This is a genomic window from Thauera carbonicopians (assembly GCF_025699485.1).
Taxonomy (GTDB): domain Bacteria; phylum Pseudomonadota; class Gammaproteobacteria; order Burkholderiales; family Rhodocyclaceae; genus Thauera.
Map to the genome: position 1 here is coordinate 78342 of NZ_JANUXN010000014.1, position 12992 is coordinate 91333.

Below are 12992 nucleotides of genomic sequence, written 5' to 3' on the forward strand. Positions count from 1 at the left end.
TCGGGGCCTGGCTCAAAGCAGCCTGGACAGACCCTTGATGTTGAAGCGCAGCGAACCGGTCGGACACGCGTCCACACACAGGCCGCAGCGGGTGCAGTCGGGGCCGAGCGGCACTTCCGGCTCGACCGCGCGGCCCTTGATGACGGTGTCGAGCACGTGGGGCACCAGGCAGACCTTGCGGCAGTCGCCCTCGTGGAAACAGTTCTCGAGGCTGTATACGATGCGGACCGGCGAAACGATGCCGACGACGCCGTAGGTGAGTCCGATCGGGCAGGCGTAGCGGCACCAGGCACGGCGCGAGAAGAAGACCTCGAACACGAGCAGGGCCAGCACCCACAGCAGCGACAGCCCGACACCGTAGATCAGCGCACGCGACAGGATGCCGGTGGGCGAGATGGCCTCGAACACGGTGTAGCCGGTGACGACGGCGAGCGCCGCGAACACGATCCAGAACACCGTGCGCAGGCGGCGATCGATCGGCTGGTCGGTGACGAGCTTCTTCTTCGCCAGATAAAGGTGGATTTTCTCCGCCCACTCGGCCACGAGGTGATAGGGGCAGACCCAGGAGCAGAAGGTCCGGCCGCCGAGCAGCCCCCACAGCAGCAGCACCGTGGCGGTGCCGATCAGCAGGTTGGTGATGATGTGCTTGTGGGCGAGCATCACCTGCAGCGCCGAATTGAGGTCGGCCATGTGGAAGCCGACGAAGCGCGACGCGGTCAATGCGCCTTCGAGCACCTGGATGTCGAGCTGGTAGGAGAGCACGAACAGCAGGTTGGCGAAGATCAGCGCCGCCCAGCGCCGGTTGCGCCACTTGTGGCTGGGTTTTTCGTGTGCCCGGCGATGCTTGAGCTGGCCGATCTCGTCGCGGTTGTTCTTTTTGTAGAAGTGGATCTTCTGCGCCGCCGGCGAGATCTCCCTGGGCTTTTCGGGCTCCTTGCCGAACATCGCCTTGATCTGGTCGAGGTAGCGGCGGGTCAGCAGCTTGCTCATGATGTCCACACCTCACGCGGAACGATGGTGATGGAGGCGGGCTCGGTCGGGCAGATCATCTCGCACACGCCGCAGCCGACACAGTTCTCGTGCACGATCGGGCGCGCGTGCGTCCTGCCGCCGGGGCCGGTGAATTTCTCCAGCGAGATCGCACCGGCGATCGGGCATTCGCGCATGCACAGGTCGCACAGCGGAAGGTCGTAGGGATGCTCCGCGATTCCGATCGGCTTCCAGCGATCGACCTCGGCGTAGCGCATCCTGCCCTCGAAGCCGGGGCCGCGGGCCTGGCCCTTGAAACCTTCGCCCTTCATCGCCAGACAGGAATCCGGGCGGACCAGGCGCGCCACGCCCATGCGCTCGGTCATGTTGAGCGTGGGCTCGGGGTCGTTCATCTTGGCGATCAGGGTCGGCTTCTGCGGCAGCGCCGCGCCCTCGCGCACCGGCAGGAAATCCGGCTTGTGGTAGGTCAGCGAGCCGGTCGGACAGGCGAGGATGCATTGCACCGCGTCGCAGGAGAAGTCGCAGGCCTGCTCGCGCGCATCGATGTAGGGGGTGCCGACGCCGAAGCCGTCGACCAGGTCGGCGAGCCTGATCGCGTTGACCGGACACACCTGCACGCACTGGCCGCACTTGATGCAGGACTGCAGGAACTCCTTTTCGTCGAGCGCGCCGGGTGGGCGCAGGCGCTTGCTGCGGGCATGGAGCAGCGGCAGGTAGCCGGACAGGCCGGCGCCGAGCACGCCGCCGGTGAGCAGGATCGTGCGCAGGGCCTTGCGCCGGCCCTGGCGCTTGCGCTCGCGCGAAACCGGCGCGCCGCCCTTGGCGGCAGCGGCAGCCGGAGCCTTGGTGTCGTCGCTCATGATGCGTCTCCTTCGATGCGCCGTGCGGGCCTCGTGTAGAGCGGTTGCTCGTCCCGCGCCTGCAGCTCGGGGGCCGAGAAGGGGGCGAGGCGCTCGAGGAAGTCGAGCAGCTCGAGGACGGGCGATGTCTTGAAGAAGCGTGCGTTCGGAATCTCCATCCAGATCCGGTCGGCGTAGGCGTATTCCTCGTGCGGGGTGTCGCCGCGGCCGTCGCCGTCGCGGTCGAAGCCTTGATAGGTGTCGAAGTAGTTGCCTTGCCACCTGTTCTTCGTGCCTTCACCGCGTCCCCGGCCGGCCTGGAAGACGTCGGTCAGGTTGCCTTCGAAGCTGTTGCCGAGCATCTCGTTGCCGCCCAGCTCGCTGGTGAGCTGGATGGCGATGCCGTTGAAGGCGAAGCGGTTGCCGAGGAAGCGGATCGTGGTGTCGGGCTGGAAGGGCGACAGGTCGGAGCCCACGCCCACGGCGCAATAGACGATCTCGTTGTCCTCGATCAGGATGTCCGAGGACTCCTTGAAACCGAGGCCCATGCCGGTGGCGCCGGTGGCGTGCGAGATGATGTTGTTTCTCGCCACGCCGCCTTCCATGTACATGAAGTAGATGCCCACCGCGTTGTCGTGGAAGCGGTTGCCTTCGACGACGTTGTGGTTGGCGAACATGAAATGGATCGAGTAGCGGCTGCGCCGGCCTTCGTTGCCGCGGTAGATGTTGCGGTGCGAGTACCAGGCCACCATGTCGCGGGTGTCGGTGACGAGGTTGTTCTCGATCAGGTTGTCGTGGCTGTACCACAGGCGGATGCCGTCGCCGCGCACGCCGAGCTCGGCGTCCTTCGAGCGCACCCTGTTGTCGCGGATGACGTTGTGGTCGGCCTGCTTGAGATCGATGCCGAACAGGCAGTCGGCGATGTTCAGCTTCTCGACCAGATTGCCGTGGCCGCGGATGTTCAGGCAGGTATCGTCGGCGTCGTGCGAGTCGCCCGAGCCGGTGATCGTGAGATTGCGCAGCGTGGCCTCGTTGGTTTCGAGCACGAACACCGTGCCCTTGTCGCCGCCGTCGATGACGACCTCGCCTTCGCCCTCGATCGTCAGGCGCTTGCGGAGCTGCACCGGGCCGGCGTAGTGCCCTGCCGGAACCCGGAGCACGCTGCCCGCGGGCGCCTTGTCCACCAGCTCCTGAAAAGGCTGCAGGCCGTGGATGCGCTTGTGCCGCATGTAGAGCGGGATCAGTTCGGCCGGCTTATGGACATCGACGCGCGGCGCGGTCGAGAAGTCGGCGCCGGCGCCCGGGCCGCGGACCGGGTCTTCGTCGTCGGATGCCCGGGCCTGGGCCGCGGGCAGGGCCAGGACCGCGGCTGCGGCCAGTACGGTCAGGCGGTGAAGGGCGCGCACGGGGCTTCATCCTTGCCGGGCGCTGGCCAGGGCCTGTTCTTCACGCAATTGCTTGCGGCGCAGCAGCATGGCGAGCATCAGGCAGACGAACACCAGCATCAGCAGGCCGTAGCCCCAGTGCGGGTACGAGAAGGTGGAAAACTGCGCCACCTTGCCTTCGCCGAACACGGTGGGCATGAAGGGCTTCACCGTGAAAGCGCCCCACGGATGCAGGTTGTGGCCGAAGAACCACAGCCAGGCGGAATATTCGATCAGGTAGAAGAGCGGCAGCAGGCCGGGGACCAGCGCGAGCAGCAGCTCGAAGGAGCGGAACCTGAGCACGCCGAGGATCACCACGAGCATCGCGGCGATCATGCCGAAGATCGCGATCTTCGAGATCAGCTCCACGTTCCCGCCCCAGGCGGCGATGCGTTCGGGGTCGTTGAAGAAAGTCGCGGACTCGTCCATGTAGTGCTGCACGTGGGCGGCGAGCCTGCCCATCGCGAACTGGTCGATCAGCATCCAGGCGGCCAGTGCGCCGAAACCCACGCCCATGATGCCCAGGCGGAGCCTGCGGTCGCGCACGGCGAAGCTGAGCAGCATCACGGCGAAGAAGGCGATGAAGAACTTGGACAGCTTGGTCTCGACCGGACCGCCGGTGGCGATCGGATACATGCCGACGTAGTGGTTGATCGTGTTCATCTCGTGAACGCAGTCGAGCGCGGTCGCCTTGCCGCTCAAGGTGGTCTGCTCGGCCAGAATCGGGTTGTAGCGGCCGGTGCCTTCGCCCATGTCCTCGGCCATGGTCTCTTCGGCGAGGCGCGAGGTCTTGGGTGGCGTGGAGCAGCCGTTCTTGACGCCGTCGAAGTGGAAGTGGATGCGGATGCCGTCCGGGAAGGCGTCTTCAGGATAGTTCGGGGCCGTCAGCGAGACCCACCAGATGGGCGCGAAGTAGGCGGCGACCATCGCCACCAGCGCCACCAGCGTGAGGCCGGCGATCAGGCCGTTCCTTTTTTGGCTTGCAGACATTTCGAACTCCGGTCGCGAGGGGTTGGCGGCACCGGGGCGTGCATGGCACGCGCGCCCCGGTGCGAAAGGGCAGGCCAAGGGACTACTGCCGTGCGCTGCACATCGAGCCGGGCATCTTCAGGCTCGCCTGGTAGGCCGAGATCGCCACCAGTTGGTCGTCGGTATAGGGCTTGATCACCTTGACCATGTCGGGGTTGGCGTTGCGGCGGTGGCCGTCGCGGATCTCGGTCATCTGGCGCAGCAGGTACTTGTAGTGCTGGCCGGCGATCACCGGGTAGAACTTGGCCTTGTCGCCTTCGCCGTTGGCGCCGTGGCATTCCCGGCACTGCTTCTCGTACAGATCCTTGCCCTTGGCGATCTGGATCGCGGCGTCGGCGCCCTCGTACTTGCCGTGGTCGGTCGGGATGCACAGGCTCTCGATGTAGGCGGAGACGTCGGCAAGCTCCTGCGGGTCGATCAGGGTGGCGGCGAACGGATACATGGTCGGGTTGTCGCGCAGGCCGGCGCGGATGTCGGCCATCTGCTTGATCAGCACGGTGGTGTGCTGGCCGGCGAGCTGCGGGAAGGTGCCGTCGGGCCGTCCGGCGCCGGACGGCAGATGACAGGCGCCGCAGACTTCATAAGCCTCTTCGCCGCGGGTGATGTCGCCCTCGAGCTGCAGCGCCTCGATCTTCTCCCCTTCCTGGGCGTTCCAGACGTAGCCTTCGCCCTCGATGCCGGTCGCCTTCGGCGCCGGGGGGCCGGCGAAGGCGAGGCTGGCGGAGAGCAGGGCGGTGAGCAGAACAGTGATCTTCATGATTCGGGTCCTCTATCGGTGCAGTGCGGAGGGTTCGGGGAGGCCATCGCTGCCGCCGGGGGCGGTGGAGGGCTGGCTCATTTCAGACTTTCCAGCCAGGCGGCGATGGCCTTGATCTCTTCGTCATTCACCAGGTGCATCACACCCTTCATCGCCGCCGACTGGCCGTTGGCGCGGGTGCCGCTCTTGATGTCCTTCATCTGCTGCTCGGCATAGGCGGCGTTCTGGCCGGCGAGCATCGGGTACGTGGGCAGCAGCGGCTTCCTGGCGTCGGCGCCGTGACAGGCGTTGCAGGTCTTTTCGGCGTAGAGCTTGGCGCCGTCGAGCGCGGCGAAAGCGGGGGCGGACACGGCGGCCGCCAGCAGCAGGGAAACGATCAGCTTCATGGATCCGTCATCCTTGGGAGAGAAGAAGGGTCGGGGAGGCGTGGCCGGCGGCCCGGCTCCCCGACCGGGGAGCCCGCGAGGGAGGCGTGCTACTTGGCGCCCTTCTGTTCGAGGAAGGTCTTGGCGCGCAGGCCGATGTCGGCGGCCTTGACCTGGTACTGCCACACCTGTTCGGCCCACAGGTTCGCCTGTTCCCAGTCCTGCTTGGCAGCGGCGGCCTCGTGCTTGGCCCGGGCTTCCTCGGTCTTGCCGAGCTGGTCGGTGGCGTCCTCCATCAGCGCGACGACTTCCGGATAGGCCTTGTAGTTGACCGAGGTGATGTAGCCGACGACCTGGTCGATGACCGCCTGAGTGTCCGCGACCTTCTTCAAGGTGTTCTTGTAGTCGGTCTCGGTGTAGTTGGCGGCGGCGAGCTGGGCGCCTTCCTCCGGTTTCCAGCCCTTCGGCTTCACCAGCAGGTAGCCCTGCATCTCGAGGTGCAGCGCGGAGCAGAACTCGGTGCAGTAGTACGGATACACGCCTTCCTTGTCCGCGGTGAACTTCACCGAAGCGGTCTTGCCGGGCTCGACCGAGGCATGCACGTTGTAGGTCGAGACGGTGAAGCCGTGGGTCTCGTCCTGGGCGCGCTCGAGATTGGTCAGATGGATCGTGATCTCGTCGCCCTTTTCGACCTCGATGGTCTCGGGCGTGATGTGCGAGCGGATCAGCGTGCCATACACCGTGACCTTGTTGCCCTCGCGGACGACCTTCTCTTCGCCCGCGCGCACCTTGCCCACGTGCTGCGAGTCGGTACGGGTGTTGGTGCCGACCTTGTAGCGGATCGCGGGCTTGAGCTTGCCGGCCTCGATACCGACGACGTAGTGCGGCTCGCCGAGCGGCAGCGGCATGTCGTACAGCAGCTGCATCTTGTCGTTGCTGATGTCGATCAACTGGTGGTTCTGCGGATGCAGCGGGCCCACCGGGTTGAAGCGGTCGATCGACAGCTTGTTGAGCGCCACCAGGTACTTGCCCTTCGGCTTGGTGGTGTCGCCTTCCATCGTCATCAGGTGGCCGATGTTGTAGTGGATGGCCAGCTTGTCCAGCAGCTTGCCTTCGCAGAAGTTCCACTTCGCGACCATCGAATCCACGTAGAGCGAGGTGTAGGCGACGCACTCCTTGGCATCGAACTGGGTGTGCAGCGGACCGAGGCCGAGCTGGACCTGGGTGTGCAGCGCATCCTTCATGCCGATGACCGGAATGCCGTACGGATCCTTGGATTCGAAGCGTCCGTTCTTGATCGCATCCATGATCTTGTCGAAGGAATAGACCGAGACATGGGTGTCGAGCTTGCCGGACACGACGATGAACTTGCCGTTCGGCGTCACATCGACGCCGTGCGGACTCTTCGGCTCGGGAATCAGGAACAGGATGCCTTCCGCGATCGCCGTTTCCATCCCGATCACGCGATGGCCGTTGATGAGCTGGATCTTGCTGTCGTTCCGGGCGATTTCGGCTGCACGCTTCCAGTTGATCACGTGCATGTAGTCGGTGTCTTTCGCCGAGCAGCCGGCTTCATACGGTGGGCGCCCCTTCTCGATGCCGCCAACGTAACGTTCGGTACAGAAGCTGTTGGTGAAGGACCAGCCGTCGGAAAGCAGTTTGCCCGCGTCGGAAAGGTCCTGCGAATAGGGCGGGAGCTCGAGCGAGAATGATTCCTCGAGCTTGATCTTGCCGTGCTCGCGATCGAATTTCCAATAGGTGATGGCGCCGCGGTATTTTTCGTTGAATTGCTCGAGCGGATGGAACTTCTGGTTCTCGAGCGGTGCGGCGTATTGCGAGGCCTCGATGATGTATTCGGTGTTCGGCGTGACGAAAGCGCCGCCATGTTCCGATTTCATGATCGGATTGACGACGATCTGCTTGGTCTCGAAGTCGCGCAGATCGAGAACCGCAATACGCGGGTTCGATTTGTCGTTGATGAAAAGGAACTGGCCGTCGTATTCGCCGTTGGTTTCGGAGATCGCGGGGTGGTGGGTATCGCCCCAGGTGATGTCCTTGCCGTCGATGCGTCCTTGGGCCAGCACTGCCTTGGACTCCTCGTCGTAGCCGTAGCCTTGCCAGGGCTCGGGCGTGAATACGCCGATGTATTTCAGGATGCGCATCGAAGGCACGCCGTAGACGAGAACCTGGCCGGATTGCCCGCCCGAGCTGAAGGCGAGGAATTCGTCGCGCCCGCCGCTCGGCGTATAGGTTTTGGCCGCCGCGAGCAGATCCTGCTGGGTCAGGTTGCGGCGCTTCATCACGTCCTGCAGCGATTCGGCCGCGAAGGACATGCCTGCGCCCAGGCCGAGGCCGGACGCAATGAGCAGGGCCATGGTCTTTACTGCCAGTGTTTTCATTTTGGATATCTCCTGATGAGTGACTGCATTCCAGCCTTCGGGAAAAACGCTGATTTCCGAACCACTGCCCATGTGCGCCGGATCGTGGAAACGGGTGAATCGGAGAGATTGATTCGTGGAGCCGGATCCGCCGGAACTTTTCGGATTGGAAAATGACTTCGATTGAGCACGCTTCGTGCCAATGCCGGAAAAGGGCATTGCGCCGGGTATTTCCGCGGCGGCAGGGGAAATGCGGCGCTGTCTCGGCTGCCGTAAATGGCAGTCCTGCTGTTGGGGTGGCAGATGGCTGTCAGCGCCAGCCGGACAGGGGCCGAACCGGCTCCATGAAGCCGCCATCGGCATGGTCCGATGTGCCGGACTCGGCTACAGTCCCGACCCTGACGAATCAGCAGGTGTACCGAGCATGGAAGTGGTGGCGGTGATCGACTTCGAGACCACGGGGCTGTCGCCCGCGCAGGGCGACCGGGCGACCGAGGTCGCCGTAGTGATCGTGGAAGATGGCCGGGTGGTGGATCGATACCAGAGCCTGATGAACGCCGGTGTGCGCATCCCGGCCTTCATCGAGGCGCTGACCGGGATTTCCAATGCGATGGTCCGCAACGCGCCGCCGGCCGAAGAGGTCATGCGGGAAGTGTCCGACTTCGTCGGCGACATGCCCATCGTCGCCCACAACGCGGCCTTCGACGCCAAGTTCTGGGATGCCGAGCTCGGCCGCATCCGGCGCGCGCGCCGGCAGGACTTCGTCTGTTCGCTGCTGCTGTCCCGCCGCCTGCTGCCGCTGGCACCCAGCCACAAGCTCGGTGCGCTGATCGAATATGCGAAGCTGCCGGTCGCCGGCCGCTACCACCGCGCGCTGGCCGATGCCGAGATGGCGGCCAGCCTGCTGCTGCGGCTGGAAGAGGAACTGCGCCTGTGCCATCGGGTGCCGCAGGTGTCGGTCGAGCTGCTGCGGCGAATCCAGCGCGTGCCCAAGGCGCAGTTGCAGAAATGCCTGGCGGCGTTCACCCGGGCGTGAGGGTGCCGGCAGAAGCCGTTTCGCCGTGTGTGTGCCGGCTGGAGCAGGCGCAGGGTTTGGATGCCTCGTCATTGAAATTTGCATTAGTGCTAATGTATTATCCAGCGCATGAACGCAAAGGACAAACCCGGCCTCGGTGAATTGCTCCGCTACGTCGGCGAACTGGTCGAGCAGGGCGCGGAGGCGCATTACCGCACGATGGGCCTGAACTACCGCGCCCGCTACACCCCCGTCCTTCGCGCCCTGCATGCTGGCGCGCAGACGGTGACCGACGTCACTGCGCGCAGCCACCTGACCCAGGGTGCCATCAGCCAGACCGTCGCGTTGCTGGAAGCAGATGGCCTCGTCTCGCGCCATGCGGTCGATGACGGGCGCAAGAGCGGAATTCGACTGACTGCGGCGGGGCTGGCGCTGGTCGGTGAGCTCGAACTGCACTGGGCTGCGATCTTTGCCGCGATTGCCCGCCTGGAAGAAGAAATCGGCCATCCGCTGCGACGAGCGCTGGAGGATGCGGCCCAGGCCCTGGCGCGCGAAGGATTCCCGGCCCGTATCGCGGCCGCCAAGGCAGGACTTTCCATAGGAGGCCGCACGGATGCCGAGTGATTCCGCCCCGGCACGCAACTGGTTCGACCAGGGCGGCTGCGCTTACGCGCGCTTTCGGCCCGAATACCCGTCCCAGCTTGCCGCCTTCCTCGCCTCGGCGGCGCCGGACACCCGGCTTGCGGTCGATGTCGGCTGCGGCAACGGACAACTGAGCCAGCTGCTTGCGCCGCATTTCGACGCGGTCGTCGGCCTGGACCCGAGTGCCGACCAGATCGCGCACGCGACGCCGAACGCACGCATCGCCTATCGGTGTGCACCGGCCGAACGGCTTCCGCTGGCCGATGGCGGTGCGAACCTGATCACCGCGGCCCAGGCCGCGCACTGGTTCGACCTGCCCGCCTTCTACCGGGAGGTTCGCCGGATCGGCGCGCCGGGAGCCGTCCTGGCCCTGGTCAGCTATGGCGTTCTCAGGCTCGAACCCGCGCTCGACGAGCGATTCCAGACCTTCTACCGGGACGGCATCGGCCCCTACTGGCCCCCCGAGCGCAAGCTGGTGGACAGCGGCTACGCGACCCTCGATTTTCCTTTCCAGGAACTGAGTGCCCCAGCCCTGCAGATCCGGCTCGATTGGCGCCTGCCCGAATTCCTGGGCTATCTGTCGACCTGGTCGGCCGTCCGCAATGCCAGGGAAGCGGGGCGCGAAGAAGTTCTGCTCAGCTTCGCCGACGAAATTTCTGCGGCATGGGGCGACGGCGACACCCGTCGCGCCATCGTCTGGCCCATCAACATGCGCATCGGCAGGCTATGACACCCCGGCAATCCGGGATCGCCATCGGCTTCAGGGTTTCGCGACGCGCCAGACGTTGTTGAAGCCGTCTCCCGTCCTGTCCCCCGGTTTCTGGTCCTTGGCCCAGAAATACAGTGGCTTGCCCTTGTAGGCCCATTGCTTCCTGCCATCGTCGCGCATCACGACGCTGTAGTCGGCTCCGGCCGTTTCGCCCTCCATCACCAGCAGCGGCGGCCAGTTGGTGGCGCAGGGGCCATTGCATGCGCTCGTGCCGCTGCCTTCGGCGTCCCTGTCGAAGGTGTAGAGCGTCATGCCGTTGCTGCCGGTGAGCATGCCGTCGCTCACCTGCGCCGGTTCGGCGGCCTGGACGGTGTAGCCGGCCGCCAGCAGGGTGGCGGAAAGAATCAGGCGGGCGAATGTTCTGGAGGCTTTCATGTCGTTCTCCTTGACGGGGTGTTGGGGACCCCACCTGCATCTTAGTAAACGATTCGGCTCACCACATTGCTTCCGCAACTCGAAGGTCCATTCCGGGGAACTGCCGCCAGGATTTGCTGGGCGCCGCTGCCCGATGTCGGCCCGAACCGGCTAGGCCTGTTCGCTCGCAAGCTGCTCGACCAGGAAGTTGATGAACGTCCTGACCCGGGCGGGCAGGTTCTTCTTGCTCGGGTAATAGGCGTACAGGTCCGCACTCGGCAGCGCGAACTCGGGAAGAATGCGCCGCAGCCGGCCGCTTTCAAGGTACTTGGTCACGTCCCATTCCGAGCGGATGACGATGCCCCGGCCATCCAGCGCCCAGCCCTGGACGATGTCCCCGTCGTTGCTGGACAGGACCCCCCGGACCTTGATGGCTTCCGTGCGCCCATCGACCAGGAAGCGCCATACGCCGTATGCATCGTTGTTCTGCCGATGGACGATGCAGCGGTGCCGGGTCAGGTCTTCCAGCTTCTTCGGCGTGCCATGCCTTTCCAGGTAGGCGGGTGAGGCGCAGATGAAGCGCCGGTTCGACATGATCCGGCGGGCGTTGATCCTGTTGTCCGGCAGTTCGCCAAAGCGGACTGCCAGGTCGAAACCTTTGTCGATCAGATCGACGGGGCGGTCGGTGACCTCCAGTTGCACCTCGACATCGGGATAGCGGGCAGTGAAGGTCGAGACGAGCGGCGCGATGACGCTACGGCCGAAGCCCAGCGGTGCGTTGACGCGCAGGAGCCCGCGCGGCGCGGCACCGTTTCCGGAGACGATCTCGTCCAGTTCTCGCAGTTCGTCGATCAGGCGGACCGCATGCTGGAGATAGACCTCCCCTTCGGGCGTCAGGCTGATCCTGCGCGTGCTGCGATTCAGCAATCGGGCACCGATGCGCTTCTCCATCGCTGCCAGACGCATCGTCGCCGCCGGCGGTGTGATGTCGAGTGCCCGGGCTGCGGCCGACAGACTGCCCAGCCTGTTCAGGAGCACGAAGAATTCGAGTTCGGAGAAGCTTGCAGCTTTAATCAAAGCTTAATAATGATCTTAGATTGGGCTGAAACAGCATCAAGAAACTTAAAACTATTCTAGTGCCACGGAAGCTGAACTGCCAGCTTCCGGACTTCAAGGAGACGCACATGAGAATAGTGGAAATTCGCGAGAAGACCGTACCGATCAGTTCGCCGATCCGTAATGCCTATATCGATTTCAGCAAGATGACGCTCAGCCTCGTCGCCGTCGTCACCGACGTCATCCGCGATGGCAGGCCGGTCATCGGCTATGGCTTCAACTCCAACGGCCGCTATGGCCAGGGCACGCTGATGCGCGAGCGTTTCATCCCTCGCATCCTGGAGGTCGATCCGGCAAGCCTGGTCGATTCCAGCGGCAGCAACCTGGACCCGCACAAGATCTGGAACTGCATGTTCGCCAATGAAAAGCCGGGCGGCCACGGCGAGCGCTCGGTTGCGATCGGCACGATCGACATGGCGATCTGGGACGCGGTGGCCAAGATCGAAGGCAAGCCGCTGTTCCAGTTGCTGGCCGATCGCTATGGCGACGGCACGGTGAACCGCAGGATTTTCGTGTATGCAGCCGGCGGCTATTACTACCCCGGCCAGGATCACGGCAAGCTGAAGGACGAGATGCGCAGCTACATCGATCGCGGCTACACCGTGGTCAAGAAGAAGATCGGCGGTGCATCGCTGGATGAGGATCTGCGCCGGATCGACTCGATTCTGAGCGTGCTGCAGGATGGCCAGAAACTCGCGGTCGATGCCAACGGCCGCTTCGATCTGGATACCGCCATCCAGTACGCCAAGGCATTGTCCCGATACGACCTGTTCTGGTACGAGGAGCCGGGTGATCCGCTGGACTTCGAGCTGCAGGCCGCGCTGAGGAACTACTACGACAAGCCGATGGCGACCGGCGAAGATCTGTTCTCGATGCAGGATGCGCGCAACCTCATCCGCTACGGCGGCATGCGTCCCGACCGCGACTGGCTGCAGTTCGACTGCGCCTTGAGCTACGGGCTGGTCGAGTATCTGCGCACGCTGGACATGCTGAAGCAGCATGGCTGGTCCGCCAGCCGCTGCATTCCGCACGGCGGCCATCAGATGTCGCTCAATATCGCGGCCGGCCTCGGCCTGGGCGGCAACGAGTCCTACCCGGACCTGTTCCAGCCCTACGGCGGATTCCCCGATGGCGTGAAGGTGGAGAACGGCTACGTCACGCTGCCGGAGCTGCCGGGAATCGGCTTCGAGGGCAAGTCGGACCTGATCTGCGAGATGCGCAAGCTCGCGGAATGAGCGCCTGATCCATGCCGTTGCCGCAAGGCGGCAGCGTGAGCCTCGCCGCCGCTACCGGGGCTTCTTCCATGCCAAGGCT

General features: G+C 64.6%; 13 protein-coding genes. 4 read left to right on the forward strand and 9 right to left on the reverse strand.

The features are described 5' to 3' along the window. Positions 1–12 precede the first annotated feature (12 nt). The 7 genes from NX068_RS16010 to nosZ all read right to left on the reverse strand — a co-directional run bounded on the left by NX068_RS16010 (position 13) and on the right by nosZ (position 7803). A complete protein-coding gene (locus tag NX068_RS16010; RefSeq protein ID WP_263462250.1) occupies positions 13–990 on the reverse strand; it encodes a NapH/MauN family ferredoxin-type protein in 978 nt (325 codons plus the stop codon). Next, complete coding sequence (locus NX068_RS16015; RefSeq protein WP_263462251.1) at positions 987–1850, reverse strand: 4Fe-4S dicluster domain-containing protein; 864 nt, start codon at positions 1848–1850, stop codon at positions 987–989. Before NX068_RS16015 ends, NX068_RS16010 begins: the two co-directional genes overlap by 4 nt. After that, complete coding sequence (gene nosD, locus NX068_RS16020) at positions 1847–3235, reverse strand: nitrous oxide reductase family maturation protein NosD (RefSeq protein ID WP_263462252.1); 1389 nt, start codon at positions 3233–3235, stop codon at positions 1847–1849. The genes NX068_RS16015 and nosD overlap by 4 nt, the downstream gene beginning before the upstream one ends. Positions 3236–3241: 6 nt before the next feature. After that, positions 3242–4243 carry a hypothetical protein gene (locus NX068_RS16025; RefSeq protein ID WP_263462253.1) on the reverse strand — a complete coding sequence of 334 codons (1002 nt, stop codon included), beginning with the start codon at positions 4241–4243 and terminating at the stop codon, positions 3242–3244. 82 nt (positions 4244–4325) lie between these two features. Beyond that, positions 4326–5039: a c-type cytochrome gene (locus tag NX068_RS16030; RefSeq protein ID WP_263462254.1), complete on the reverse strand. Its 714-nt coding sequence runs from the start codon at positions 5037–5039 to the stop codon at positions 4326–4328. Positions 5040–5116: 77 nt separating this feature from the next. Beyond that, positions 5117–5425, reverse strand: coding sequence for a c-type cytochrome (locus NX068_RS16035; RefSeq protein ID WP_263462255.1), 309 nt, complete (start codon positions 5423–5425; stop codon positions 5117–5119). An 89-nt stretch (positions 5426–5514) separates the two neighbouring features. After that, the gene (gene nosZ, locus NX068_RS16040; RefSeq protein ID WP_263462256.1) at positions 5515–7803 is read right to left on the reverse strand and encodes a Sec-dependent nitrous-oxide reductase; all 2289 of its coding nucleotides are present in this window, start codon (positions 7801–7803) and stop codon (positions 5515–5517) included. Between the two features lie 403 nt (positions 7804–8206). Between nosZ and NX068_RS16045 the strand changes: the two genes are divergently transcribed. From NX068_RS16045 to NX068_RS16055, 3 genes are all read left to right on the forward strand, one after another. Further along, on the forward strand, positions 8207–8818 hold the full coding sequence (locus tag NX068_RS16045) for a 3'-5' exonuclease (RefSeq protein ID WP_263462257.1): 612 nt from the start codon (positions 8207–8209) through the stop codon (positions 8816–8818). 108 nt (positions 8819–8926) lie between these two features. After that, positions 8927–9421 (forward strand): MarR family winged helix-turn-helix transcriptional regulator, encoded by a 495-nt coding sequence (locus NX068_RS16050; protein ID WP_263462258.1) that lies wholly within the window; start codon positions 8927–8929, stop codon positions 9419–9421. Continuing rightward, positions 9411–10169: a class I SAM-dependent methyltransferase gene (locus NX068_RS16055; RefSeq protein WP_263462259.1), complete on the forward strand. Its 759-nt coding sequence runs from the start codon at positions 9411–9413 to the stop codon at positions 10167–10169. The genes NX068_RS16050 and NX068_RS16055 overlap by 11 nt, the downstream gene beginning before the upstream one ends. A gap of 30 nt (positions 10170–10199) precedes the next feature. On the opposite strand, the gene NX068_RS16060 is transcribed toward NX068_RS16055, so the two are convergent. Together NX068_RS16060 and NX068_RS16065 are read right to left on the reverse strand one after the other, a co-directional pair. After that, a complete protein-coding gene (locus tag NX068_RS16060; RefSeq protein ID WP_263462260.1) occupies positions 10200–10583 on the reverse strand; it encodes a COG4315 family predicted lipoprotein in 384 nt (127 codons plus the stop codon). A gap of 150 nt (positions 10584–10733) precedes the next feature. After that, entirely contained in the window at positions 10734–11639 is a 906-nt protein-coding gene (locus tag NX068_RS16065) for a LysR family transcriptional regulator (protein ID WP_268740273.1), read from the reverse strand. A 107-nt stretch (positions 11640–11746) separates the two neighbouring features. On the opposite strand from NX068_RS16065, the gene NX068_RS16070 reads away from it, so the two are divergent. Beyond that, the gene (locus tag NX068_RS16070; RefSeq protein WP_263462261.1) at positions 11747–12913 is read left to right on the forward strand and encodes a mandelate racemase/muconate lactonizing enzyme family protein; all 1167 of its coding nucleotides are present in this window, start codon (positions 11747–11749) and stop codon (positions 12911–12913) included. The last annotated feature ends 79 nt before the right edge of the window (positions 12914–12992 follow it).

What these genes read in the sequence shown, in the direction of transcription:
- NX068_RS16050 (WP_263462258.1), top strand. Translation starts at nt 8,927, where the DNA reads ATGAACGCAAAGGACAAACCCGGCCTCGGTGAATTGCTCCGCTACGTC.
- NX068_RS16045 (WP_263462257.1), top strand. Translation starts at nt 8,207, where the DNA reads ATGGAAGTGGTGGCGGTGATCGACTTCGAGACCACGGGGCTGTCGCCC.
- nosZ (WP_263462256.1), bottom strand. Translation starts at nt 7,803, where the DNA reads ATGAAAACACTGGCAGTAAAGACCATGGCCCTGCTCATTGCGTCCGGC.
- NX068_RS16060 (WP_263462260.1), bottom strand. Translation starts at nt 10,583, where the DNA reads ATGAAAGCCTCCAGAACATTCGCCCGCCTGATTCTTTCCGCCACCCTG.
- NX068_RS16030 (WP_263462254.1), bottom strand. Translation starts at nt 5,039, where the DNA reads ATGAAGATCACTGTTCTGCTCACCGCCCTGCTCTCCGCCAGCCTCGCC.
- NX068_RS16015 (WP_263462251.1), bottom strand. Translation starts at nt 1,850, where the DNA reads ATGAGCGACGACACCAAGGCTCCGGCTGCCGCTGCCGCCAAGGGCGGC.
- NX068_RS16070 (WP_263462261.1), top strand. Translation starts at nt 11,747, where the DNA reads ATGAGAATAGTGGAAATTCGCGAGAAGACCGTACCGATCAGTTCGCCG.
- NX068_RS16055 (WP_263462259.1), top strand. Translation starts at nt 9,411, where the DNA reads ATGCCGAGTGATTCCGCCCCGGCACGCAACTGGTTCGACCAGGGCGGC.
- NX068_RS16010 (WP_263462250.1), bottom strand. Translation starts at nt 990, where the DNA reads ATGAGCAAGCTGCTGACCCGCCGCTACCTCGACCAGATCAAGGCGATG.
- NX068_RS16025 (WP_263462253.1), bottom strand. Translation starts at nt 4,243, where the DNA reads ATGTCTGCAAGCCAAAAAAGGAACGGCCTGATCGCCGGCCTCACGCTG.
- NX068_RS16035 (WP_263462255.1), bottom strand. Translation starts at nt 5,425, where the DNA reads ATGAAGCTGATCGTTTCCCTGCTGCTGGCGGCCGCCGTGTCCGCCCCC.